This window comes from Roseivivax sp. CAU 1761 (assembly GCF_054482755.1).
Window position 1 is genome coordinate 1 of record NZ_JBTLRM010000012.1, and the last position, 23,184, is coordinate 23,184.

The window sequence follows — 23,184 nt, forward strand, 5'->3', positions numbered from 1 at the left end:
CGGGGTCGTGGCCCTGCGGCGCCGACGGCGCCGCGCCGCGGGTGCCGGGCGCGTCGGGCGCGGGGGCCGCGACCGGGCGCCGCGGCGCGAATTCCGCCAGCGCGTCCTCCGGGGCGCGGCGGAAGATCATCAGGGTGCGCCAGACCGTGGTCGTCGAGGCGAGGCCCGACCGCTCCTCGGAGGGCAGGGTTTCGGTGCGCTGGTACTCCCAGCCCTCCGCGGCCATCTGGTTCATCAGCGTCTCCACCGCATGGGCAAAGCGCGCCTGCGCTCCCTTCACGCCCTTGGCCTTCTCGCCGCGGGCGGGGGAGGGGACGACTTTGTATTCGAATGCGGGCATGGTCTCACTCATCGCTGGGGCCGGGGCACGGGCTGGAGAATAAGCCGCCAGGCGGCGATGGCCAGACCGGCGGGACGGGGTCGGCGCGGCTTTGCCGGCGTCGGGCGCGATGGTATCATCGGGCGCATTGAACCGAAATCCGTGCATTTCCGTCAGGAGCGCATTTGATGACGAAATCCCTTGTCCTGGCCGCGGCTCTCGCGGTCCTCGGGGCTGCGGCGGCCGCCCAGCCATGTTCCGAGATCCGCTTCCAGCGCGGCTCCCATTCCGGCGAGGTCGCGGGCCGGGTCACCGATCTCGAGCCGCGCTGCTTCACCTTCGCCGCGGCGGCGGGACAGACCGCGCGGGTGGAGCTTCTGGGCAGCGAGAATACCTGCTTCACCATTCCGGGGGTCACCGAATGCCAGGCGGATGTCAGCTTCCGCACCGGGGCGCGGGGATACGAGGTGCAAGTCTACCAGCTGTTCCGCCGGCTCGACTGGGAGGCCTTCCGGCTGCGTCTGACGATCCGCTGACCGGGGTCAGTGCGGGCCCTTGCCGAGACGCTCGGCGCGGCGCCGGTCGATGGCGCGGGCCTCGCGGCGCAGGATCACCGTGCCCACCCCGGCCACGGCCAGGGCGATGAGGGGAACTGCGAACTCGAACAGGGTCATGGCCGCGCCTCCTTGCGCATCATGCCCAATACATAATGCGCCAGGGCGTGCAATGCCAGTCCCGCGAGGCCGAACCAAACCGATCCGAGCCCGACCGCCATCGGCTGCGCGGTGAGCGGGCGCAGCACCGCGAAGCCGATCAGCCCGAGCCCCACCGCGTTCAGGAAGCCGGAAAACAGCTTCACCCGCTCGTTGTGGACGATGACCGGCGTGTCGCCGAACATCTCAGAGCCCGAGCTTGGCCGACACGATCTCGTTCACCGCCTTGGGGTTGGCCTTGCCGCCGGTGGCCTTCATCACCTGACCGACGAACCAGCCGGCGAGCTTGGGGTTGGCCTTGGCCTTCTCGACCTGCGCCGGGTTGGCGGCGATGACCTCGTCCACGGCGGTCTCGATGGCGCCGGTATCGGTGACCTGCTTCAGGCCCTTGGCCTCGACGATCTCGGCCGGGTCGCCGCCCTCGCTGTAGACGATCTCGAAGACGTCCTTGGCGATCTTGCCGGAGATCTCGCCCGACTTGATGAGCCGCACGATGCCGGCCAGCTGGGCGGGCGCGACGGGGCTCTCGGCGATGTCGCGGTCGTCCTTCTTGAGCCGGCCGAACAGTTCGTTGATGACCCAGTTCGCCGCCGCCTTGCCGTCGCCGGCCTCGGCCGCCACGGCCTCGAAATAGGCGGCGTTGGCGACCTCGGCGGTCAGCACGTTAGCGTCGTATTCGGAGAGCCCGAATTCAGTAACGAAGCGTGCCTTCTTGGCGTCGGGCAGTTCCGGCAGGCTGTCGCGGATGCCGTCGACCCAGGCCTGCTCGATCTCCAGCGGCAGCAGGTCGGGATCGGGGAAGTAGCGGTAATCGTGCGCCTCCTCCTTGGAGCGCATCGACCGCGTCTCGCCCTTGTCGGGATCGTAGAGCCGGGTCTCCTGCACCACCGTGCCGCCGCCCTCGAGGATGCCGATCTGGCGCCGCGCCTCGAAGTCGATGGCGGCCTGGATGAACCGCATGGAGTTCATGTTCTTGATCTCGCAGCGGGTGCCGAGATGGCCGAAATCGCCGGTCTCGCGGTATTTCTCGTAGGCGCCGGGCCGGCAGACCGAGACGTTGACGTCGGCGCGCAGGTTGCCGTTCTGCATGTTGCCGTCGCAGGTGCCGAGATAGCGCAGGATCTGGCGCAGCTTGCCGACATAGGCGGCGGCCTCCTCGGGGCCGCGGATGTCGGGGCGGGAGACGATCTCCATCAGCGCCACGCCGGTGCGGTTGAGATCGACGAAGGACATCGCCGGGTCCATGTCGTGGATCGACTTGCCGGCATCCTGCTCGACATGGATGCGCTCGATGCGCACCAGCCGGGCGATGCCGGGCTCCATGTCGACGAGGATCTCGCCCTCGCCGACCAGCGGGTGGTAGAGCTGGGAAATCTGGTAGCCCTGCGGCAGGTCGGGATAGAAGTAATTCTTGCGGTCGAAGGCCGAGAACAGGTTGATCTGCGCCTTCAGGCCGAGCCCGGTGCGCACCGCCTGCTCGATGCAGAACTCGTTGATCACCGGCAGCATGCCGGGCATCGCCGCGTCGATGAAGGAGACGTTGGAATTGGGCTCGGCGCCGAATTGCGTCGAGGCGCCCGAGAACAGCTTGGCCCGGGAGGCGACCTGGGCATGGACCTCCATGCCGATGACCAGTTCCCAATCGTGCTTCGCCCCGGCGATCACCTTGGGTGTGGGGGATTCGTAGCTCAGATCCAGCATCGCGCGCTCCCGCTTTCGGACTGGCCCGGGTCTTAGGCGAGGCCGGCGGTGCGGGCAAGGGCAGGGCCGGCGCGGCAGGCCGGGCCGCGGCCGCGATCCGCAGCGATTCGGGGGCGCTGCCCCCGTGCCCCCGGGATATTTCGGCTCAGAAGAAGGGGGCGCGGGCCGGGATGCCGGCCGGGTATGAGCGGAGCGTCGCGCATGCGGGGGGCTTGCGGCGGCCGCGCTTGCTGCATCGCGGCGCTTGGGGAATGCTCCGCGCCATGACACGCATGCTGCTGATCGGGGCGCTCTGCCTCGCCCCCCTCGCCGCCGCCGCCACCGCGCCGCCGCAGGCCATGTCCCTCCCGCTGCCGGCGCCCGGTCCGGCCGCAATCTCCGAGGCGGCGGTGGCGGTATCGCCGCGGCCGAAGATGCGCGACGACCGCATCCCCGAGGCGCGCTGGGGCAAGGGGCCGCGCCGGGTCGCCTGGACCCGGGCGGCGGTCCGGGCGCTGCGCGGCCCGGCGGCGCGGCTGACCGAGATCGTGCCCGGCGACATCGACACCTGGTGCCCGGGCTACCGCGCCAACGATTCCCGCTTGCGCGAGGCGTTCTGGGTCGGGCTGGTCTCGTCCCTGGCGCGCCATGAGAGCACCTGGCGGCCGCAGGTCAGCGGCGGCGGCGGGCGCTGGCACGGCCTCTTGCAGATCGCCCCGGCCACCGCGCGGGCCTATGGCTGCCGGGCCCAGAGCGGCGCCGACCTGCGCGACGGGCCGGCCAATCTGAGCTGCGGTCTGCGGATCATGGCGCGCACCGTGGCGCGCGACCGGGTGGTCTCGGCCGGGATGCGCGGCGTCGCCGCCGATTGGGGGCCGTTCCACAGCCGCGCCAAGCGCGAGGACATGATCGCCTGGTCGCGGGCCCAGCCCTATTGCCGGCCCGCCGTGCCGGCGCTCAGGCCGCAGGCCCGGCCGGACCTGCCCGCAGCGGCTCCGGCAGCGCCGGCGCTCGAGGTCGCGCTGGCACCCTGACCGCCGGGGCTGCACGGCGCCCTGGGCCGTGCAGCCCCGGTCGCGTGCCTAGCTGCCGCAGTGATCGCGGGCCGGTATGCCGGGTGCGCCGGCGGGTGGCGGGGGGCCTGCGCGGCATTGGTGCAAAGGACGGGGCGGTCGGCCGGCGCGCGGTGTGGGCGCGGCGCGGCCCCGGGGCGTGCACGAAGGGGGCCGGTCAGGTCGCCTTGAGCCAGGACGGGCGGCGGGAATTGTCGATCAGCGACACTGCCGGCGCCCGGTGCCCGCCCAGCGCCAGGGTGGCGCGGCGCAGGATCTCGATGCCCTCCTCCGAGGTCCGCGGCAGCGCCCGCGGCGAGATCGGCTCGCCCACGGTGACGCGGTAGGGCTGGCGGTCCTTGTTCAGGGTCTCGTGGAACAGGGTGATGTCGCGCAGCGTCGGGTGGATGCGGTCGAAGAGGTAGAACAGCACCGAGTTGCGCGCCCGGATGTTGACCGGGATCACCGGCAGGTCGAACTTGCGCGCGATCATCGCCGCCGAGGCCATCCAGGGCCGTTCGTGCAGCGACAGGCCGCGGCGCTTGGCGAGGCGGCCGGCGGGGAAGATCACCCCGAGCCGGCCGGCATCGACCGCCTTGCGGGTATAGGCCATGGTCTCCCGCGTCTTGCCGTGGCTGCGCTTCTCGGCGCGCCATTCCACCGGGGCGATCATGTCGGCCATCTGCGGCATGACGCGCAGGATGTCGTGGTTGGCGAAATAGTAGACGTCGGGGCGCAGCGGCGCGATCAGGTGGTGCAGGATGATGCCGTCGGCGATGCCGGTGGGATGGTTGGCGACGATCAGCGCGGCGCCGTTGCGCGGGATGTTGGACAGGCCCTTGACCTCGACATCGCGCGCCAGCAGCCGGCCCATCTCCTGCATGATCCCGGCCGAGGGCGCATCGCGCAGCTCGGTGGCCAGCGCCAGGGTGCGCTCGTAGCCCAGAAGGACGTGCAGCAGCTGGCGGGCCCGCACCGTGCCGAGACGGTTGGAGAACAGCCAGGGCGCGCGTTCCTCGATCAGCGGGTCGATGCGATCCTTCATTTCCGGCACACGATCACGATTGCGTTGGGGTTCCATGACATGCAGGGGGGTGAAAGGGAAGCCCCGCCCGCTGGGTTGAGCGCCGTCCCGCACCCCGCGGCCACGCTGCGCCGGTCAGCCTCACGAAACGCGCGGTGGCCGCTGCGGGTTCCCGGCGCGCGGGAATTTGTTAACGCGCCGGGACGGCACGGGGCGCAGGCCCCGCCCCGGGGCCGTCAGGCCAGCAGCCGGCCGACCATCTCGCCGGTGTCGCGCGACAGCGCCGATTGCGCCGCGATGCGCTCGAGCTCACCGCGCATCAGCTTCTGGCGGGCGGCATCGTAGCGTTTCCAGGTCTGGAAGGCGGTGCACATGCGCGCGGTGGTCTGCGGGTTCTTGGCGTCGAGCCGGATCAGCCAGTCGGCAAGCAGGCGGTAGCCCGCACCGTCGGCGCGGTGGAACCCGGCATGGTTGCCGGCGAGCGCGCCCATCACCGCGCGGAACCGGTTGGGGTTGGTCCAGTCGAAGGCCGGGTGCCGGGTCAGCGCGGCGGCGCGGTCGGCGGCCTCGGCCGGGGGGGCGGCGATGATCTGCAGGCCGAACCACTTGTCCATGACCAGCCGGTCGCCCTGCCATTGCGCCTCGAAGGCGGCCAGTGCCGCCTCGGCGCGGCCGGCCTGGATCAGGCAGGACAGCGCGCCGAGCTGCAGCGTCATGTTGTCGGCGGTCTCGAACTGTGCCGCCGCCGCGGCGCCGCCATCGCGCCGGGTCTTCAGTGCCAGCAGCGCGCCCGACAGCGCCCGCCGGCCCGATTGCGCGGCGTCGGGGGCGTAGGGCGCCTCGACCCGCACCGAGGCCAGCAGCGCGTCGAGATGCGGCTCCCAGCGCGCCGCCATGGCCTCGAGCATGGCCTCGCGGGCGGCGTAGATGGAATCCGGATCCGGCACCGTCCCGCTCTCGTGCAGCACCTGCGCCAGCTCGTTCTGCGACGGCAGGGACAGCATCAGCGCGCGGAAGGCGGGATCGAGCCCGGCATCGCGGACCAACCGCTCCAGCCCGTCGAGATAGGCGGTGTCGGGCGCCGCGCCGTCGCGGATCATCGCCAGCAGCGCGGCCCGGGCGAGGCTGCGCCCGGCCTCCCAGCGGCAATAGGGATCGGTGTCGTGGGCCAGCAGGAAGGCCTGCTCCTCACGGTCGGCCGGGCGCTCCAGCACCACCGGGGCGGAGAAGCCGCGCAGCAGCGACGGCACCGGCTTGGCCGATAGCCCCTCGAAGCGGAAGCTCTGCTCGGCCTCGGTCATCTCGAGCAGCGTGGTCGGCACCACCTCGTCGCCGTTCGGGTTCAGCAGGCCGACCGCGATCGGCAGCACCTGCGGCGCCTTGTCGGGCTGGCCGGGGGTGGCCGGCGTGTGCTGGCGGAAGGTCAGGGTGTAGGTGCCGCCCTCGAAGGCGTCCTCCACCGCCAGACGCGGCGTGCCGGCCTGCGCATACCAGCGCTGGAACTGCGACAGGTCGCGGCCCGTCGTGTCCTCGAAGACCTTGAGCCAGTCCTCGATGGTGCAGGCCTGGCCGTCATGGCGCTCGAAATAGAGGTCGAGCGCGCGGGCATAGGCCTCGTCGCCCACCAGGCGCTTCAGCATGCCGATCACCTCGGCGCCCTTCTCGTAGACCGTGGCGGTGTAGAAGTTGTTGATCTCCTGGAAGCTCTCGGGACGCACCGGGTGGGCCAGCGGGCCCTGATCCTCGGGGAACTGACGGGCGCGCAGGTCGATCACGTCGGAGATCCGCTTGACCGGGGCGGAGCGCATGTCGGCGGTGAACTCGCTGTCGCGGAACACCGTCAGGCCCTCCTTCAGGCAGAGCTGGAACCAGTCGCGGCAGGTGATGCGGTTGCCGGTCCAGTTGTGGAAGTATTCATGCGCGATGATCGCCTCGATGCGTTCGAAATTGGCGTCGGTGGCGGTCTCGGGAGAGGCCAGGACGGCGGCGGAGTTGAAGATGTTCAGCCCCTTGTTCTCCATCGCGCCCATGTTGAAATCGTCGACCGCGACGATGTTGAAGACGTCGAGGTCGTATTCCCGGCCATAGACCTCCTCGTCCCAGCGCATCGACTTCTTCAGCGCCTCCATGCCGAAGGCGCATTTGTGCTCGTCGCCGGGACGCACCCAGATGTTGAGTTCGACATCGCGGCCCGAACGGGTGGTGAAGCGGTCGGGATGGGCGACGAGGTCGCCGGCCACCAGCGCGAAGAGATAGGCGGGCTTGGGCCAGGGGTCGTGCCATTCCGCCCAGCCGTCGCCGGCGCCCTTCGGGTTGCCGTTCGACAGCAGCACCGGCAGGGCGCTCTCGATCCGCACGGTGAAGACCGACATGACGTCTGGACGGTCGGGGTAATAGGTGATCTTGCGGAAGCCCTCGGCCTCGCATTGCGTGCAATACATGCCGTTCGACATGTAGAGCCCCTCGAGCGCGGTGTTCGCGGCAGGGGCGATCTCGACCTCGGCCTCCCAGGTGAAGGGGGCGTCGGGCACCTCGCAGGTCAGGCCCTCGGGGGTGATGTCGGGGGTCACCGCGCGGCCGTCGATGCGGGCCGAGACGAGCGTGAGATCCTCGCCGTGCAGGAAGAAGCGGCGGTCGGCGGCGGCCGGGTTCGGCGCGAAGCGGATGCGGCTGATCACCCGGGTCGCCTCGGGGGCCAGCCGGAAGGTCAGGTGGACCTCTTCGACCGTGAAGCCGAACGGCGCGTAATCGGCGAGGTAGATGGTCTGGGGGCTGGCGTCTTTCACGGGGGCGTTCTCCTGAAACTCGCTTCTGCCGGACCGGGCGGAGACGGGCGGCGCCGTGCCGATCTTCCCCGCAGTGCCGGAACGCGACCTTGCCCCCGGGTGTTACGCAACCGACGCGCAAGCCGCAACGGCAAGAGACCGGCCTGCAATCTCAGAGGCAATACGAGGCTTCCAGCTATGTCCGCACCCGACACCAACACCAAGACAGAGGCCAAGCGCCACCGCCCCTCGCTGCTGGGGATGGGGGCGATCATGGTCTATTCCACCATCCTCATCGTGGCCTTCGGCATCTACCTTCTGGTGATGGCGCCGGACGAGACGGGCGAGATGGGCTCCGACGACATCGCCACCACGCCGGAAGGCACGGAAACCGAGGAGGCGCTCGAAGGCTACGAGGAGGGCACCTACGCCCCGGGCGGCAACGATACCGGCACCGTCGAGGCCGAGCCGGCGCAGTAAGGCCAAGCTCACGCACGGGGCGCGGGCCGCATGGCCCGCGCAGCCGACCGCACCCCGAGGCCCCGGATCCCGTCCTGCGTCCGGGGCATCGTTTATGAGGACCGCCCCGCGGTCGCTGCGCGCCGGGTGCCGGGAGTTGCCTATCGGAAACACGCGGTGCTATCGGTGCGCAATTGCATACCGCGCACGAGAGGAATCGCCAGATGACCGACCGCGTTCTCCGCCACGATCTCCAGATCGCCCCGGAACTGTTCGATTTCATCGAGAGCCGGGCGCTGCCCGGCACCGGCGTCGCGCCCGAACGGTTCTGGAAGGGGTTGTCGGAACTGGCCCACGACATGGCCCCGCGCAACCGCGAGCTTCTGGGGATCCGCCAGACGCTGCAGTCGAAGATCGACGACTGGCACCTGAAGCGGCGCAACCAGCCGCACGACCACGAGGCCTATAAGGCGTTCCTCGCCGAGATCGGCTATCTGATCCCCGAGGGCGACGATTTCGAGATCGAGACTACCGGCACCGACCCCGAGATCGCCACCGTGGCCGGGCCGCAGCTGGTGGTGCCGATCACCAATGCCCGCTACGCGCTGAACGCCGCGAATGCCCGCTGGGGGTCGCTCTATGACGGGCTCTACGGCACCGACGCGATGGGCAGCCCGCCGCCCGCCGCCGGCTATGACCGCGGCCGCGGCGCCCGGGTCGTGGCGCGCGCCCGGGTATTCCTCGACGAGGCCTTCCCGCTCGAGGGCACGAGCCATGCCGATGCACGGCGCTACCACATCCGCAAGGGCGCGCTGCTGGTCGACGACATGCCGCTGGCGCAGCCCGAGAAGTTCGTGGGCTATCGCGGCCACCCGGCGGCGCCCGAGGCGGTGCTCCTGCGCAACAACGGCCTGCATGTGGAGCTGGTCTTCGACCGCACCCACCAGATCGGGGCGCGCGACCAGTGCGGCCTCGCCGATGTGCGGCTCGAAAGCGCGGTCTCGGCGATCATGGATTGCGAGGATTCGGTGGCCTGCGTCGATGCCGAGGACAAGGTCGGCGCCTATGCCAACTGGCTCGGCCTGATGAAGGGCGATCTCAGCGAGACCTTCGAGAAGGGCGGCCAGACGGTGACCCGCGCGCTCAACCCCGACCTGACCTATACCGCGCCCGAGGGCGGCGAGGTCACGGTGAAGGGAAGAGCGCTCATGCTGGTGCGCAATGTCGGCCACCTGATGACCAACCCGGCGATCCTGACCCGCGACGGGGAGGAGATCTTCGAGGGCCTGATGGATGCGATGATCACCGTGCTGATCGCCAAGCACGATCTGGCCCAGGAGGGCGGCAACTCGGTCACCGGGTCGGTCTACGTCGTGAAGCCCAAGATGCACGGCCCCGACGAGGTGGCCTTTGCCGACGAGATCTTCGCCCGCGTCGAGGACGTGCTCGACCTGCCGCGCCACACCGTGAAGATCGGCATCATGGACGAGGAGCGCCGCACCTCGGCCAACCTCAAGGAATGCATCCGCGCGGCGAAGCACCGGGTGGCCTTCATCAATACCGGCTTCCTCGACCGCACCGGCGACGAGATCCATACCTCGATGGAGGCCGGGCCGTTCAGCCGCAAGGACTTCATCAAGCGCAAGACCTGGATCGGCGCCTACGAGAACCGCAATGTCGATATCGGGCTGGAATGCGGGCTCTCGGGCAAGGCCCAGATCGGCAAGGGCATGTGGGCGATGCCCGACAAGATGGCGGCGATGCTGGAGACCAAGATCGAACATCCCAAGGCCGGCGCCAACACCGCCTGGGTGCCGTCGCCGACCGCCGCCACGCTGCATGCCCTGCATTATCACAAGGTCGACGTCTTCGCGGTCCAGAAGGCGCTGCGCGCCGGCGGGCGGCGGGCGCATCTCGATGCACTGCTCGACATCCCGCTGGCGGCGTTCCGCAAGTGGACGCCGGAGCAGGTGCGCCGCGAGGTCGAGAACAACGCCCAGGGCATCCTCGGCTACGTGGTGCGCTGGATCGACCAGGGGGTGGGCTGCTCCAAGGTGCCCGACATCAACGATGTCGGCCTCATGGAGGACCGCGCGACCTGCCGGATCTCGGCGCAGCACATCGCCAACTGGCTGCATCACGAGGTGGTGTCGCGCGACGAGGCGATGGCCATCCTGCGCCGCATGGCCGAGGTGGTGGACCGCCAGAACCAGGACGATCCGGCCTACCGGCCGATGGCCCCGGATTTCGACGGCATCGCCTTCCAGGCGGCCTGCGACCTGATCTTCAACGGCCGCGAGCAGCCCTCGGGCTACACCGAGCCGGTGCTCCACCGCCGCCGGCTGGAACTCAAGCGCCGCGCCTGAAGGTCCGGCCGCCGAGGCGCGCCGCCCAAGTTCCGGGTGGCGGTGTCCCGGCCCCTCGAGGTTCTGCGCAGCCGCGCGGCGGCTGTGCGCGGGCGCCCTTTATCGGCGCCCGCGAAGCGCCTATCTTGACCGCCGGACAGAGAGGGAAGGCGCGCACATGACCCGACCGGTCGTCGGCATCATCACCAACCACCACCTGGTCAACGACCAGTATCCGGCGCATTTCACCGGCACCATGCTGTCGGAGGCGGTGGCCGAGGTGTCGGATTGCCTGCCGATTCTGGTGCCCGCCGATCCCCGGCTCGTGTCGATCCCGGAACTGCTCGACCATTGCGACGGTTTCCTGCTGCCCGGCGGCCGGCCCAACGTCCACCCCGAGGAATACGGCGAGGTCGAGACGGTGGCACATGGCGCCTTCGACCGCGGCCGCGACGGCGTGGTGCTGCCCCTGGTGCGGGCCTGCGTGGAGCGCGGCCAGCCCGTCTTCGGGGTCTGCCGCGGCTTCCAGGAGGTCAACGTGGCGCTGGGCGGCACGCTGCACCCCGAGATCCGCGAATTGCCGGGGCGGATGAACCACCGCATGCCGCCGGACGGTACGCTGGACGAGAAGTTCGCGCTGCGCCACACCGTCACCTTCACCCAGGGCGGGCCGTTCCACCGCATCGTCGGCGAACGCGAGGTGATGACCAACACCCTGCACGGCCAGGGCATCGCCCGGGCCGGGCGCCGCATCGTGATCGACGGCTGCGCCCCCGACGGCACGCCCGAGGCGATCTATGTCGAGGGCGCGCCGGGCTTCACCCTGGCGGTGCAGTGGCACCCGGAATGGCAGGCCGCGCAGGACCCGGTGTCGCGCCCGCTCTTCGAGGCCTTCGGCGCGGCGGCGCGGGACTGGGCGGCGGGCCGCCGGGCGCCGGCCCGGCGCACCGGCTGACCCGACGGTCGGCGCCGCGCCGCGCTCAGAGTTCGCGCATCCAGAATTGCAGCTCGTGATCGGTTTCCGCCGGCTGGTCGATGTCCTTCCAGCGGAACCGCGCCACCACCCCGGGCAGCGGTGCATAGCCGCGCTTGCGCCAGAAGCCGTGCAGCGGCACGTAGCCCGCCGGGCGCAGCGGGTGGTCGTCGGGGCGCACCACGCTGCAGAAGCAGACATGCGACCGGCCGAGCCGGCGGGCATGCGCCTCACGCGAATCGAAGAAGGCATTGCCCACGCCGCGGCCGCGATAGTCCGGCAGCAGCACCGACTCGGCGTTGTAGAAGATCGATTTCAGGTCGAGCCCGGTGCGCGCGAAGGGCGCCGCGAAATCGCCGGCATGCTCCTCCATCGGGGTGCCGGTGGCGGCGCCCACCAGGCGGCCATTCTCGAAGGCGCCGACCAGCACCGCGCCGGGGCTGTTGCGGTAGGTCTCGAGATAGCTGCGTTCGTAGTCGAGATCGCCGTCGTAGAGATAGGGATAGGTGCGGAACACCTCGATCCGCAGCCGCGCCACGTCATCGAGCGCGGCGTCGAGCTCCTCCCCGGTGAGCGCCGCGACCCTCATGCCGAGATCTGCCGGATCCAGTCCGACAGGTTGTAATAGGTCACCACGCGGGTGATCTTGCCCTCGGCCATCGAGAAGAACGACCCGGCGGGCAGGCGGTAGGTCTGGCCGCGCGCTTCCGGGAGCCCGGAATCGGTCTCGAGATAGGTGCCGTTGACCATGAACTCGGCGGCGCCGCGGGTGCCGTCCTCTGCGGTGAACAGCACCATCTCGGTCAGCTTCTCGTCGTAGCAGCGCGTCATGTGGGCGCAGAAGTCGCGGAACTTGTCGCGGCCGATCCGCACCTCGCCCTCGTTGACGTAATGCGCGACGTCCTCGGCGAGGCAGTCGATCATGCCGTCGGTGTCGTCCCGGTTGAAGGCGTCGAAATAGCGCTCCAGCGTCTCGCGTGCCATCATCGTCCCCATTTTCCTGTCATTCGGTCCAGAATCTGATCGCGGGTCTGGCGATAGGCGTTCAGCTTGGTCTCGCGCGTCTCGCCCAGCCCCGTGGGATCCATGATCGGCCAGTACTCGACCCGCAAGTGGAACAAACGGGTTAGATCCAGGGCCTGGCGCTGCGCCGCCGGGGACATCGCAACCACCAGGTCGAAGCCGGACAGGGCCTCGCCCATGGCCTCCAGCTCGTCGAAATCGCGCGCCCGGTGGCGCGCCAGCTCGACGCCGATCTCGCCGCAGACCGAGATCGCGAATCCGTCGATGTCGAGATCGTTGAGCACGCCCACCGACTGCACGTAGGTCGAGGTGCCGTAGAGCTTCTTCATGATGCCCTCGGCCATCGGCGAGCGCACGGCGTTGTGGTCGCAGCAGAAGAGCACCGATTGCGGCAGCTTCTCGGCCACGTCCTCAGCCCCCGAAATGCAGCACGCAGATCAGGGTGAAGAGCCGCCGCGCGGTGTCCTCGTCGATCTCCACCTTGCCTTCGAGCCGCTCGCGCAGGATGCGCGCACCCTCGTCGTGGATGCCGCGCCGGGCCATGTCGATGGTCTCGATCTGGCTCGGCGGCAGGGTCTTCACCGCGTCGTAGTAGCTCTTGCAGATCTGGAAGTAGTCCTTGACCACCTGCCGGAACGGCGACAGCGAGAGGTGGAACTCCGCGGCGCTGCCGGCGGCCGAGGCCGGCGCCACGTCGAAGACCAGGCGCTTGTCGCGGATCGACAGCGCCACCCGGTAGGGGCCCTCGGGCGCGGCGGCGCCGTTGCGCGGACGCAGCGCGAAGCTGTTGCGTTCCATCAGGTCGAACAGCGCCACCCGGCGTTCCTGCTCGATCTCCGGGGTCGGCGGTGGCAGGCCGGCATCGTCGAGTTCGAGATGGGCGATATGGCTCATGGCAATCAGCCTCGCACGGTTTGGCGGGCACAGTAGCGGCGGGGGTGCCGGGCCGCAATGCCGCAGCGCAGCATCTGCCGCCCGGTCATCTCCCGCAGGCCGCGGTGCCCGCTGCGGCGGCAGGCGCTCACTCGTTGAGCCGGGAGAGGCGGGCGGTGACCGACAGACCGTGCGCCTCGAGGCTTTCCGAGGCGGCCAGCGTCTCGGCCGCCGGGCCGACCGCGCGCAGCGCCTCGGGCGTCATCCGCGCCATCGTGGTGCGCTTGAGGAAGTCCAGCACCGAGAGCCCCGAGGAAAAGCGCGCCGAGCGCGCGGTGGGCAGCACGTGGTTGGGCCCGCCGACGTAATCGCCGATCGCCTCCGGGGTCCACTGGCCGAGGAAGATCGCCCCGGCATGGCGGATGCGCTCGGCCAGCGCCTCCGGGTCGGCGACGCAGAGCTCGAGATGCTCGGGCGCGACCCGGTCGGACAGGGCCGCCGCCTCGTCGAGGTCGCGCACCGCGATCACGGCGCCGAAATCGCGCCAGCTGGCCGCGGCGATGGCGCGCCGCTCCAGCGTCTCCAGCCGCGCCTCGACGGCCCGCGCCACGGCCCGGCCGAAGGCCGCGTCGGTGGTCACCAGGATGGCCTGGGCGCTCTCGTCGTGCTCGGCCTGGCTCATCAGGTCGAGGGCGATCCAGTCCGGGTCGTTGTCGCCGTCGGCGATCACCAGGATCTCCGAGGGTCCGGCGATCATGTCGATGCCGACGCGGCCGAAGACCCGGCGCTTGGCGGCGGCGACATAGGCGTTGCCGGGGCCGGTGATCTTGTCCACCGGCGCGATGCTCTCGGTGCCGTAGGCCAGGGCCGCGATCGCCTGGGCGCCGCCGATGCGGTAGATCTCGTCCACTCCGGCAAGCCGCGCGGCCAAGAGCACCAGCGGGTTCACCGCGCCGTCCGGCGTCGGCACGCAGATCGCCAGCCGCTCGACCCCCGCGACCTTGGCGGGAATGGCGTTCATCAGCACCGAGGAAGGGTAGGAGGCCAGTCCGCCCGGCACGTAGAGCCCGGCCGCCGCCACCGGCGTCCAGCGCCAGCCCAGCGTGGCCCCGGCGGCGTCGGTCCAGCCGGCATCCTCGGGCATCTGCCGGGCGTGGTAGGCGCGGATGCGCGCCGCCGCGAGGTCGAGCGCGGCGCGCTCCGCCTCGGGGACCCGGGCGATCTGGGCGTCGACCTCGGCGCGCGGGATCGCCAGGTCCCCCGGCGCCAGCGTCAGGCGGTCGAAGCGCGCGGTGTACTCGATCAGCGCGGCGTCGCCGCGGGCGCGGACATCGGCGATGATCGCCGCCACGGTGGCGTCGACATCGGGGCTGTCCTCGCGCTTGGCGCCGAGGAGCCGCGCGAAATCCGCCTCGAAGCCGGGATCGCTGCTGTCGAGAAACACGGGCATGGCGGAACTCCTCTGGACCTGCGCCGCCCTTATAGCGGGCGCCGGCGCGGCCTCAACCCGGGCGCCGCTCAGTGCAGCCGGCTGCCATTGCCGACCGGCTGGTCCGGGGTCACCAGCACGATGGCGCCCTGTGCGTCGGCGACGCCCAGCACCAGCACCTCGGAGCGCACCGGTCCGATCTGGCGCGGCGGGAAGTTGACCACCGCCATGACCTGCCGGCCGACCAGGTCCTCGGGGCGGTAATGCACGGTGATCTGGGCCGAGCTCTTCTTCTCGCCGAGCTCGGGGCCGAAATCGATCCACAGCCGGTAGGCGGGCTTGCGGGCCTCGGGGAAGGGCTCGGCGCGGGTGATGGTGCCGGCGCGGATGTCGACCGCGAGGAAGGCGTCGAAGTCGATCTGGGGCGCGCCGTCAGCCATTGGCAAGCTCGCGCGAGCGGGCGGCGGCGGCGGCCACGGTGCGGCGCAGGAGCGGCGGCAGGCCGGTCTCCTCGTGCATCAGCTCCTCGAGCCCGGCCTGGGTGGTGCCGTTAGGGCTGGTGACGTTCTCGCGCAGCCGCGCCGGCGGCTCGCCCGAGTCCATCGCCAGCGCGCCGGCCCCGGCCACGGTGGCGCGCGCCAGGCGCAGGGCGATCTCGGCGTCGAGCCCCTCGGCCTCGCCGGCGGCGGCGAGGCATTCGATCAGGTGGAAGACATAGGCCGGCCCCGACCCGGAGACCGCGGTCACCGCATCCATCTGCGCCTCGTCGTCGAGCCGCACGGTTTCGCCCACCGCGGAGAGCAGCATCTCGGCCTGCTGCATCCGGTCCTCGTCGACCCGGGCATTGCCGATCAGCGCGGTGATGCCGCGCCCGACCGCGGCCGGGGTGTTGGGCATGGCGCGGATTACCGCGGTGTCCGCGCCGAGCAGTTCCTCGAAGGTGGCGATCGGGGTGCCGGCGGCGATCGACACGAACAGCGTGCCGCCCCGGCCCAGCGTCGCCAGCGCCGGCAGCACGCTGCGCATCACCTGCGGCTTCACCGCGATCACCGCGATGGCCGGATCGGCCGGGAAGTCGTCGTTGAGATGCACGCCCTGGCCGCGCAGCCAGTCCGAGGGGTTGGGGTCGGTGACGTGGATTGCGGCCGGCGGCAGGCCGCGCGCCAGCCAGCCCTCCAGCATCGCCGATCCCATCTTGCCGCAGCCCAGCAGCAGCAGCCCGCGGCGGGCAATCTCGGTATCCTGCATCACGCGTCCCCTCAGCCGTATGCCGGCGACAGGGTTACGCCGGGGCGGGCCCCGGCGCAATGCTCGGACCGAAAGCCGTCAGGCCCGGCCGTAGGCCTCGGCGATGGCGATCTGCAGCGCCTCGCCGGGATCCTGGTCGCCCCAGGCGATGAGCTGGAAGGCCGGGTAGTAGCGCTCGGCCGCGGCGATGGCGGCGGTGAGCAGCGTGTCGATCTGCTCGGGGGAGGCGATCTGGCCGCCGGCCAGCACCAGCCCGTAGCGGTAGACCATCAGCTTTTCCGCGCCCCAGAACGAGAAGGCCCCGGCCCAGCACTGGTCGTTGACCGCGTTCAGACCCTCGTAGAGCGCCGGCAGGCGCTCCGCCGGCGGGTCCATGTCGAAGCTGCAGATCATCCGCAGCGTCTCGTCGGCATCGCTCCAGGCGAGGGTGATGGAATAGGTCCGCCACTGCCCCTCGATGGCCATGGCGATCTGGTTGTCGCCGATGCGGTCGCATTCCCAGTCGTGATGCGCCGCCAGGTGTTCGACGATGTCGATCGGATGGATTTCGTCTTCGATATACTGCTCGGAAAGCGCCATGCCGTCACCTCGTTCATCATGGCTGAAGGCGGGAGCGCCCCCTACCGTTCGGTGCCTGCTCTAGAGACGGCGGGCTGGCCCGCACCTCTCACTAGATATGGTGCCTGTGGCGATGGCGCAGTGTAAAGCGATATTTTTGCGCCGAACCCATTAACTTGTGGATAGACCGCTATGCGCCCCAACATGACGGGGTTGTCCACAAGGGGGAAATCTCCCCCCTGTCCAAAATTTACCGTTTGATAAAAAAACGCCCTGTGCCAAGCTTCCATCCAATAACAAGACGACAACAAGGAGGACCGACCATGGCCGACCCGCTGACCCCAGGCATCGTCCCGGCACGCCTGGACGCCCAGGAGATCGAGTCGAACTTCGCCGACCTGCACGCGCCGCTCGACCCGCACGAGGCGGCGGTGGCGGCGGATCGCTGCTATTTCTGCTATGACGCGCCCTGCGTCACCGCCTGTCCCACGGCGATCGACATCCCGCTCTTCATCCGTCAGATCGCCACCGGCCAGGCTGAGGCCGCCGGGCGCACGATCTTCGACCAGAACATCTTCGGCGGCATGTGCGCGCGGGTCTGCCCGACCGAGGATCTGTGCGAGGGCGCCTGCGTGCGCGAGGCCGCCGAGGGCCGTCCGGTGGAGATCGGCCGCCTGCAGCGCCACGCCACCGACGCGCTGATGGCGCGCCAGAGCCACCCCTATGCCCGCGCGCCCGAGACCGGCCGCCGGGTGGCGGTGGTGGGCGCCGGCCCGGCGGGGCTCGCCTGCGCCCACCGGCTGGCCATGCACGGCCATGCCGTCACCGTCTACGACGCCCGGCCGAAGCCCGGCGGGCTGAACGAATACGGCATCGCGGCCTACAAGGCGGTGGACAGCTTCGCGGCGCGCGAGGTCGACTGGCTGCTGCAGATCGGCGGCATCACCATCGAGACCGGCAAGGCGCTGGGCCGCGATCTCGACCTCGACACGCTGCGCGGCGCGTTCGACGCGGTGTTCCTCGGCGTCGGGCTGGCCGACGTCAACGAACTCGACGTGCCCGGAGCGGAGCGCGAGGGCGTCGACAACGCGGTGGGCTTCATCGCCGAGCTGCGCCAGGCCGAGGATCTGACCCGGCTGCCGGTGGGCCGCAACGTCGTGGTGATCGGCGGCGGCATGACCGCCATCGACGCCGCCGTGCAGGCGCGGCTCTTGGGCGCCGAGAACGTGACGCTGGCCTATCGCCGGTCGCGCGACCGCATGGGCGCCTCGGGCTTTGAGCAGGACCTTGCCGCCTCGAAGGGTGTGCGCATCCTCTGCAACGCCCAGCCCAAGGCGATCCACGGCAACGGCGCGGTGCGCGAGATCGAGCTGGAATACACCGCCGATGACGGCAGCGGCCTCAAGGGCACCGGCGAGACCCTGCGCCTGCCCGCCGACCAGGTGTTCCGCGCCATCGGCCAGGCCTTCGTGCCGGTGGCCGGGCTGGAAATGGCGGGCGGCAAGATCGCCGTGACCGGCGCCGGGCGCACCGCGCTGCCGGGCGTCTGGGCCGGCGGCGACTGCACCCCGGGCGAGGACCTCACCGTGGTGGCGGTGGCCGAGGGCCGCGACGCCGCCGAGGACATCCACGCGGTCCTGTCCGGGGCCGCGGGCGCGCATGGGGAGGCTGCGGCATGAGCTGGGTGATGGCCTATATTGGATCGGTGCCGGATGCGGAGCGCGACGCCTACGAGGCGGCGACCCGGCGCATCGCCGAGCTGTTCAAGGATCACGGCGCCACCCGCGTGGTGGAATGCTGGGGCGCCGACGTGCCGGAGGGCAAGCTGACCTCGTTCCCGATGGCGGTGAAGGTCGAGCCCGGCGAGACCGTGGTCATGGGCTGGCAGGAATGGCCCGACCGGGCGGCGCAGGAGGCCGGCATGAAGGCCGCGATGGAGGACCCGCGCATGCAGGAGGCCATGCAGGCCACGCCGATCGACGGCAAGCGGATGATCTTTGCCGGTTTCGACCGGATCCTGGATATTTGAGGGGGGAACGCAGATGGCCGATCTGACGACCGATTTCGTGGGCATCAAGAGCCCGAACCCGTTCTGGCTGGCCTCGGCGCCGCCGACCGACAAGGAATACAATGTCCGCCGCGCCTTCGAGGCCGGCTGGGGCGGCGTGGTGTGGAAGACGCTGGGCGCCGAGGGGCCGCCGGTGGTCAATGTCAACGGCCCGCGCTACGGCGCCATCTGGGGCGCTGACCGGCGGCTCCTGGGCCTCAACAACATCGAGCTGATCACCGACCGCCCGCTCGAGGTGAACCTCGAGGAGATGGCGCGGGTCAAGGCCGACTACCCCGACCGGGCGCTGATCGCCTCGATCATGGTGCCCTGCGAGGAGGCGGCCTGGAAGGCGATCCTGCCGCGGGTGGCGGAGACCGGCGCCGACGGCATCGAGCTCAATTTCGGCTGCCCGCACGGCATGTCCGAGCGTGGCATGGGCTCCGCCGTGGGGCAGGTGCCGGAATACATCGAGATGGTCACCCGCTGGTGCAAGCAGTATTACGACCGGCCGGTGATCGTGAAGCTGACGCCGAACATCACCGACGTGCGCAAGCCCGCCGCGGCGGCGCGGAACGGCGGTGCCGATGCGGTGTCGCTGATCAACACGATCAACTCGATTACCTCGGTCGATCTCGACCTGATGGCACCGATGCCGACGATCGACGGCAAGGGCAGCCATGGCGGCTATTGCGGCCCTGCGGTGAAGCCCATCGCGCTTTCCATGGTGTCCGAGATCGCTCGCGCCGAGGCGACGCGCGGCATGCCGATCTCGGGCATCGGCGGCGTCACCACCTGGCGCGACGCGGCCGAGTTCCTGGCGCTCGGCGCCGGCAACGTGCAGGTCTGCACCGCGGCGATGACCTACGGCTTCCGCATCGTCGAGGAGATGGCGCGCGGGCTCTCGGCCTGGATGGACGAGAAGGGCTACACCTCGGTGTCGCAGGTCGTCGGCCGCGCCGTGCCCAACGTCACCGACTGGCAGTATCTCAACCTCAACTACGTCACCAAGGCGCGCATCGACCAGGATCTCTGCATCTCCTGCGGCCGCTGCTATGCGGCCTGCGAGGACACCTCGCACCAGGCCATCGCGATGAAGCCGGGCCGGGTCTTCGAGGTGAAGGACGACGAATGCGTCGCCTGCAACCTTTGCGTCGATGTCTGCCCGGTGGAGGATTGCATCACCATGGTGGAGATGCAGGACGGCGAGATCGATCCGCGCACCGGCCGCCGGGTCGAGAAGACCTATGCCAACTGGACGACGCATCCCAACAACCCGATGGCGGTGAAGGCGGCGGAATAGGCCGAAGGCCGGGCGGACGGGGCAGCGCCCCTCCGCCCGTGTCGCCGCGCTCGCGTCTCTGCTAGGCTGGTCACGGACCAGGCGGGGAGGGCGCGGCATGACGGACGGGAGCAAGGCGACGGATTGGCGGAATGCCGGGGTGCGGATCGTCAAGGCGGCGGAGTTCGACTTCAACACGCCGCAGACCGAGGGCATGACCCGGGCGGCGGCCATCAACAACGCCAAGGCCGGGGCGAACAGGCTCTGGGCCGGGACCGTGGACGTGCAGCCCAACGCCAAGACCGGCGCGCATCATCACGGCCATCTCGAGAGCATCATCTACGTGCTGCGCGGCCGCGCCCGGATGCGCTGGGGCGAGCGGCTGGAATTCACCGCCGAGGCCGAGCCCGGGGATTTCATCTACGTGCCGCCCTATGTGCCGCACCAGGAAATCAACGCCAGCCCGGACGCACCCCTGGAATGCGTGGTGATCCGCAGCGACCAGGAGCCGGTGGTGGTCAATCTCGACATCGCGCCGGCCGAGGAGGTCGAAGAGGTGCGCTGGGTCGATCCAAACCACCCGCAGCCCTGACCCGCCGGGGCGGCGGGCATCGGCATTCTCCGGCTTGCAGATGGAGGGCTGTCGAGCTTGGCCGGAAGCGCGGGCGCGCAGCGGCGCCCGCGCGCGCCGTCACGGCGCGGCATCGCGACCCGCCCGCCGGGTCCGGCGCGCTCTCGGCGGGTCGCGGGAATGGCGCGGTCAGGTCTGCCGCGGCCCGCGCATCTGGTGGATGCGCGCACGGATTTCGCGCCAGTTCTGGGCGTCGTGCGTCTTGCCGCGCTCCTCGCATTCGCGGGCCTTCTGGGCGGCTTCCGCCTCGGCCCGCGGTCCATGCGCGCGGTACAATGCGTGGGCATATTCGGAGACTTGCATCGCATCCATGTCCGGTTCCTCCCTGTAGAACAGACAGGGCACAACGCACGGGCGCGGCAAAAGGTTCCCTGCAACTTTTCCGAGAAACGCGCCCTAGGGTGTCAGAAGCTTGCGGAACATCGTGTCGACATGCTGGCGGGCGCGCTGCCAGGCGGCTTCGGGATCGGGCTGCAGCACCGCCACCTGGGCCTCGAAATCGGCGTAATGCTGGGTCACCGCCCAGATCGTGAAGAGCAGGTGTTCGGGGTCGACCGGGGCGATCCGGCCGCGCGCCACCCAGACGCGGATTAGCGCGCATTTGGTCTCGAAGAGCGGCTTCAGCCCGGTCTCGAGATGTCCCGCCATGCGCGGCGCGCCCTGCAGGATCTCGTTGGCGAAGAGCCGGCTCTCGCGCGGATAGGCGCGGCTCATCTCCAGCTTGCGCCCGACATACCCCATCAGCGCCTCGAGCGGGTCGGCACAGGTTTCAAGCTCGGCCAGCGGCGCCAGCCATTCGTCCATCAGCGCATTCAGCAGCGCGACGTGGATGGCCTCCTTGCCGTCGAAGTAGTAGAGGATATTTGGCTTCGACATGCCGGCGCTTTCGGCGATCTGATCCAGCGTCGCGCCGCGGAAGCCGTGCTGCGAGAACACGTCGAGCGCCGCGTCCAGGATGCGCCGGCGGTTGCGGATCTGGATGCGGGTCCGGGGCTTCTTGGCCGGACGGGAGGTGGCGTCTTGGGCCATGAGGCGCGATCCTGCTGCACAAGGCCCGGGCGGATGCGGGGCGGGTTGCGGAATGGAGCCGCGCCTGATCCGATCCGCGGCTTGACAGGTCCGCACCCGGTTGCAATCGTGGCTTTACCAAATGGTAAAAAACCGCGGCCGCCCTGGTCAAGCCGCAAGCGCGGGACGGGGACGGCGGAAACGACAGGGATGTGACATGGCAGCACCGGGCGAGAACCTGCGGATCGACGGCGACCGTCTTTGGGACAGTCTGATGGAGATGGCGCGGATCGGCCCCGGCATTGCCGGCGGCAACAACCGCCAGACCCTGACCGACGCCGATGCCGAGGGCCGGGCGCTGTTCCAGCGCTGGTGCGAGGCGGCCGGCGCCACGATGGGGCTGGACCGGCTCGGCAACATGTTCGCCCGGCGCGAGGGCGCCGATCCCGAGGCGCTGCCGGTCTATGTCGGATCGCATCTCGACACGCAGCCCACCGGCGGCAAGTATGACGGCGTGCTCGGGGTGCTGGGCGGGCTCGAGATCCTGCGCACCCTGAACGACTTGGGGATCAAGACGAAACGGCCGATCGTGGTGACCAACTGGACCAACGAGGAAGGCACCCGCTTCGCGCCGGCGATGCTGGCCTCTGGCGTCTTCGCCGGCGTCCACGACCAGGGCTGGGCCGAGGCCCGCGAGGATGCCGAGGGCAAGCGCTTCGGCGACGAGCTCGACCGCATCGGCTGGCGCGGCGACGAGGAGGTCGGCGCACGCAAGATGCACGCCTTCTTCGAGCTGCATATCGAACAGGGGCCGATCCTCGAGGCCGAGGGCAAGGAGATCGGCGTGGTCACCCACGGCCAGGGCCTGTGGTGGCTCGAGGTGACGCTGACCGGGCGCGATGCGCATACCGGCTCCACCCCGATGGACATGCGGGTCAATGCCGGGCTCGGAATGGCGCGGATCACCGAGGCGGTGCACCGCATCGCCATGGCGCACCAGCCCGACGCGGTGGGCGCGGTCGGGCAGGCCAACGTCTACCCCAATTCGCGCAACGTGATTCCCGGCCGCGCGGTCTTCACCATCGACTTCCGCTCGCCCGATCTCGGCAAGCTGACGGCGATGCGCGAGCAGCTGGAGGCCGAGGCGGCGGAGATCGCCCGCGACCTGGGCCTCGGCATCGCCATCGAGCCGGTGGGCCATTTCGACCCGGTGACCTTCGATCCCGGCTGCGTGGCGGCGATCCGCGGCGCCGCCGAGCGTCTGGGCTATTCGCACCGCGACATCGTCTCGGGCGCCGGCCACGATGCCTGCTGGATCAACCGGGTGGCGCCGACCGCCATGGTCATGTGCCCCTGCGTCGACGGGCTGAGCCACAACGAGGCCGAGGAGATCAGCAAGGACTGGGCAAAGGCCGGCGCCGACGTGCTGCTGCACGCGGTGGTGGAGACCGCGGAGATCGCCGCGTGAGGCCCGCCGCCGCCCTCTGCCTCGGGCTCGCGCTGGCGGGCTGCGGCGGGCTGGGCGGCGGTGCCGGCGTGGAAACCGCGCCGGGGGTGCGCCAGATCGGCGACACCACCATCGTCGAGGACACCGAGGGCGCGGCCCTGGTGATCGACGGCAATGGCTGCCAGACCGTGGTGCCGGCCTCGGGCGGGCCCGCGGAGCTGGTGCGCGACGCCGACGGCCGGCCGGTCTGCGCCGGCCCCGACGCGGCGCGCGGCGGCTGAGGACGGCGGCCGGGGCGCCGCAACAGG

The 23,184-nt window shown here is 70.3% G+C and carries 27 protein-coding genes; 11 read left to right on the forward strand and 16 right to left on the reverse strand.

The window, feature by feature from the left end:
- Positions 1-340, reverse strand: a 340-nt coding sequence (locus ACXYMW_RS09320; protein ID WP_459035044.1) for a DUF4177 domain-containing protein, incomplete at its 3' end; no start/stop codon positions are given.
- 167 nt (positions 341-507) lie between these two features.
- Here ACXYMW_RS09320 and ACXYMW_RS09325 point away from each other — a divergent pair.
- Positions 508-855, forward strand: coding sequence for a hypothetical protein (locus tag ACXYMW_RS09325; protein ID WP_459035045.1), 348 nt, complete (start codon positions 508-510; stop codon positions 853-855).
- Positions 856-861: 6 nt separating this feature from the next.
- Here the strand turns inward: ACXYMW_RS09325 and ACXYMW_RS09330 are convergent, their stop codons facing one another.
- From ACXYMW_RS09330 to gatB, 3 genes are read right to left on the reverse strand one after another with little or no spacing between them, the layout of a single operon-like run.
- The gene (locus tag ACXYMW_RS09330) at positions 862-993 is read right to left on the reverse strand and encodes a hypothetical protein (RefSeq protein WP_459035046.1); all 132 of its coding nucleotides are present in this window, start codon (positions 991-993) and stop codon (positions 862-864) included.
- Positions 990-1,217, reverse strand: a complete 228-nt coding sequence (locus tag ACXYMW_RS09335; RefSeq protein WP_459035047.1) for a hypothetical protein — start codon at positions 1,215-1,217, stop codon at positions 990-992. The genes ACXYMW_RS09330 and ACXYMW_RS09335 overlap by 4 nt, the downstream gene beginning before the upstream one ends.
- Position 1,218: 1 nt before the next feature.
- Positions 1,219-2,733: an Asp-tRNA(Asn)/Glu-tRNA(Gln) amidotransferase subunit GatB gene (gene gatB / locus ACXYMW_RS09340; protein ID WP_459035048.1), complete on the reverse strand. Its 1,515-nt coding sequence runs from the start codon at positions 2,731-2,733 to the stop codon at positions 1,219-1,221.
- Positions 2,734-2,996: 263 nt separating this feature from the next.
- On the opposite strand from gatB, the gene ACXYMW_RS09345 reads away from it, so the two are divergent.
- The gene (locus tag ACXYMW_RS09345; protein ID WP_459035049.1) at positions 2,997-3,746 is read left to right on the forward strand and encodes a transglycosylase SLT domain-containing protein; all 750 of its coding nucleotides are present in this window, start codon (positions 2,997-2,999) and stop codon (positions 3,744-3,746) included.
- 196 nt (positions 3,747-3,942) lie between these two features.
- On the opposite strand, the gene ACXYMW_RS09350 is transcribed toward ACXYMW_RS09345, so the two are convergent.
- Both ACXYMW_RS09350 and pepN read right to left on the reverse strand, forming a co-directional pair.
- On the reverse strand, positions 3,943-4,809 hold the full coding sequence (locus tag ACXYMW_RS09350; RefSeq protein ID WP_459035050.1) for a lysophospholipid acyltransferase family protein: 867 nt from the start codon (positions 4,807-4,809) through the stop codon (positions 3,943-3,945).
- Between the two features lie 215 nt (positions 4,810-5,024).
- On the reverse strand, positions 5,025-7,574 hold the full coding sequence (gene pepN, locus ACXYMW_RS09355) for an aminopeptidase N (protein ID WP_459035051.1): 2,550 nt from the start codon (positions 7,572-7,574) through the stop codon (positions 5,025-5,027).
- A gap of 177 nt (positions 7,575-7,751) precedes the next feature.
- Between pepN and ACXYMW_RS09360 the strand changes: the two genes are divergently transcribed.
- The 3 genes from ACXYMW_RS09360 (at position 7,752) to ACXYMW_RS09370 (ending at position 11,312) form a co-directional block, all read left to right on the forward strand.
- Entirely contained in the window at positions 7,752-8,033 is a 282-nt protein-coding gene (locus ACXYMW_RS09360; protein ID WP_459035052.1) for a hypothetical protein, read from the forward strand.
- 203 nt (positions 8,034-8,236) lie between these two features.
- Entirely contained in the window at positions 8,237-10,378 is a 2,142-nt protein-coding gene (locus ACXYMW_RS09365; protein WP_459035053.1) for a malate synthase G, read from the forward strand.
- 157 nt (positions 10,379-10,535) lie between these two features.
- On the forward strand, positions 10,536-11,312 hold the full coding sequence (locus ACXYMW_RS09370) for a gamma-glutamyl-gamma-aminobutyrate hydrolase family protein (RefSeq protein WP_459035054.1): 777 nt from the start codon (positions 10,536-10,538) through the stop codon (positions 11,310-11,312).
- Positions 11,313-11,337: 25 nt separating this feature from the next.
- Here ACXYMW_RS09370 and ACXYMW_RS09375 read toward each other — a convergent pair whose 3' ends face one another.
- The 8 genes from ACXYMW_RS09375 to ACXYMW_RS09410 all read right to left on the reverse strand — a co-directional run bounded on the left by ACXYMW_RS09375 (position 11,338) and on the right by ACXYMW_RS09410 (position 16,482).
- Positions 11,338-11,919: a GNAT family N-acetyltransferase gene (locus ACXYMW_RS09375; protein WP_459035055.1), complete on the reverse strand. Its 582-nt coding sequence runs from the start codon at positions 11,917-11,919 to the stop codon at positions 11,338-11,340.
- Complete coding sequence (locus ACXYMW_RS09380; RefSeq protein ID WP_459035133.1) at positions 11,916-12,314, reverse strand: ketosteroid isomerase-related protein; 399 nt, start codon at positions 12,312-12,314, stop codon at positions 11,916-11,918. The genes ACXYMW_RS09375 and ACXYMW_RS09380 overlap by 4 nt, the downstream gene beginning before the upstream one ends.
- Positions 12,314-12,760 (reverse strand): arsenate-mycothiol transferase ArsC, encoded by a 447-nt coding sequence (locus tag ACXYMW_RS09385; RefSeq protein ID WP_459035056.1) that lies wholly within the window; start codon positions 12,758-12,760, stop codon positions 12,314-12,316. The genes ACXYMW_RS09380 and ACXYMW_RS09385 overlap by 1 nt, the downstream gene beginning before the upstream one ends.
- A gap of 4 nt (positions 12,761-12,764) precedes the next feature.
- On the reverse strand, positions 12,765-13,247 hold the full coding sequence (locus ACXYMW_RS09390; RefSeq protein ID WP_459035057.1) for a UPF0262 family protein: 483 nt from the start codon (positions 13,245-13,247) through the stop codon (positions 12,765-12,767).
- Between the two features lie 127 nt (positions 13,248-13,374).
- Positions 13,375-14,676 carry a histidinol dehydrogenase gene (gene hisD, locus ACXYMW_RS09395; RefSeq protein ID WP_459035058.1) on the reverse strand — a complete coding sequence of 434 codons (1,302 nt, stop codon included), beginning with the start codon at positions 14,674-14,676 and terminating at the stop codon, positions 13,375-13,377.
- Positions 14,677-14,744: 68 nt separating this feature from the next.
- Positions 14,745-15,095, reverse strand: coding sequence for a tRNA-binding protein (locus ACXYMW_RS09400; RefSeq protein ID WP_459035059.1), 351 nt, complete (start codon positions 15,093-15,095; stop codon positions 14,745-14,747).
- The gene (proC, locus tag ACXYMW_RS09405) at positions 15,088-15,903 is read right to left on the reverse strand and encodes a pyrroline-5-carboxylate reductase (protein WP_459035060.1); all 816 of its coding nucleotides are present in this window, start codon (positions 15,901-15,903) and stop codon (positions 15,088-15,090) included. Before proC ends, ACXYMW_RS09400 begins: the two co-directional genes overlap by 8 nt.
- A 78-nt stretch (positions 15,904-15,981) precedes the next feature.
- Positions 15,982-16,482 (reverse strand): type III secretion system chaperone family protein, encoded by a 501-nt coding sequence (locus tag ACXYMW_RS09410; RefSeq protein ID WP_459035061.1) that lies wholly within the window; start codon positions 16,480-16,482, stop codon positions 15,982-15,984.
- Positions 16,483-16,784: 302 nt separating this feature from the next.
- Here ACXYMW_RS09410 and ACXYMW_RS09415 point away from each other — a divergent pair, with 302 nt between their 5' ends.
- The 4 genes from ACXYMW_RS09415 (at position 16,785) to ACXYMW_RS09430 (ending at position 20,382) form a co-directional block, all read left to right on the forward strand.
- Positions 16,785-18,140 (forward strand): NAD(P)-dependent oxidoreductase, encoded by a 1,356-nt coding sequence (locus tag ACXYMW_RS09415; RefSeq protein WP_459035062.1) that lies wholly within the window; start codon positions 16,785-16,787, stop codon positions 18,138-18,140.
- Positions 18,137-18,490 (forward strand): DUF1428 domain-containing protein, encoded by a 354-nt coding sequence (locus ACXYMW_RS09420; RefSeq protein WP_459035063.1) that lies wholly within the window; start codon positions 18,137-18,139, stop codon positions 18,488-18,490. The genes ACXYMW_RS09415 and ACXYMW_RS09420 overlap by 4 nt, the downstream gene beginning before the upstream one ends.
- Before the next feature lie 13 nt (positions 18,491-18,503).
- On the forward strand, positions 18,504-19,811 hold the full coding sequence (preA, locus tag ACXYMW_RS09425; RefSeq protein WP_459035064.1) for an NAD-dependent dihydropyrimidine dehydrogenase subunit PreA: 1,308 nt from the start codon (positions 18,504-18,506) through the stop codon (positions 19,809-19,811).
- A gap of 97 nt (positions 19,812-19,908) precedes the next feature.
- On the forward strand, positions 19,909-20,382 hold the full coding sequence (locus ACXYMW_RS09430; protein WP_459035065.1) for a cupin domain-containing protein: 474 nt from the start codon (positions 19,909-19,911) through the stop codon (positions 20,380-20,382).
- Between the two features lie 168 nt (positions 20,383-20,550).
- On the opposite strand, the gene ACXYMW_RS09435 is transcribed toward ACXYMW_RS09430, so the two are convergent.
- On the reverse strand, positions 20,551-20,733 hold the full coding sequence (locus tag ACXYMW_RS09435; protein WP_459035066.1) for a hypothetical protein: 183 nt from the start codon (positions 20,731-20,733) through the stop codon (positions 20,551-20,553).
- Between the two features lie 84 nt (positions 20,734-20,817).
- Positions 20,818-21,450 carry a TetR family transcriptional regulator C-terminal domain-containing protein gene (locus tag ACXYMW_RS09440; protein ID WP_459035067.1) on the reverse strand — a complete coding sequence of 211 codons (633 nt, stop codon included), beginning with the start codon at positions 21,448-21,450 and terminating at the stop codon, positions 20,818-20,820.
- A gap of 196 nt (positions 21,451-21,646) precedes the next feature.
- On the opposite strand from ACXYMW_RS09440, the gene ACXYMW_RS09445 reads away from it, so the two are divergent.
- The gene (locus ACXYMW_RS09445) at positions 21,647-22,897 is read left to right on the forward strand and encodes a Zn-dependent hydrolase (RefSeq protein WP_459035068.1); all 1,251 of its coding nucleotides are present in this window, start codon (positions 21,647-21,649) and stop codon (positions 22,895-22,897) included.
- Positions 22,894-23,157, forward strand: a complete 264-nt coding sequence (locus tag ACXYMW_RS09450) for a hypothetical protein (protein ID WP_459035069.1) — start codon at positions 22,894-22,896, stop codon at positions 23,155-23,157. Before ACXYMW_RS09445 ends, ACXYMW_RS09450 begins: the two co-directional genes overlap by 4 nt.
- Positions 23,158-23,184 lie beyond the last annotated feature (27 nt).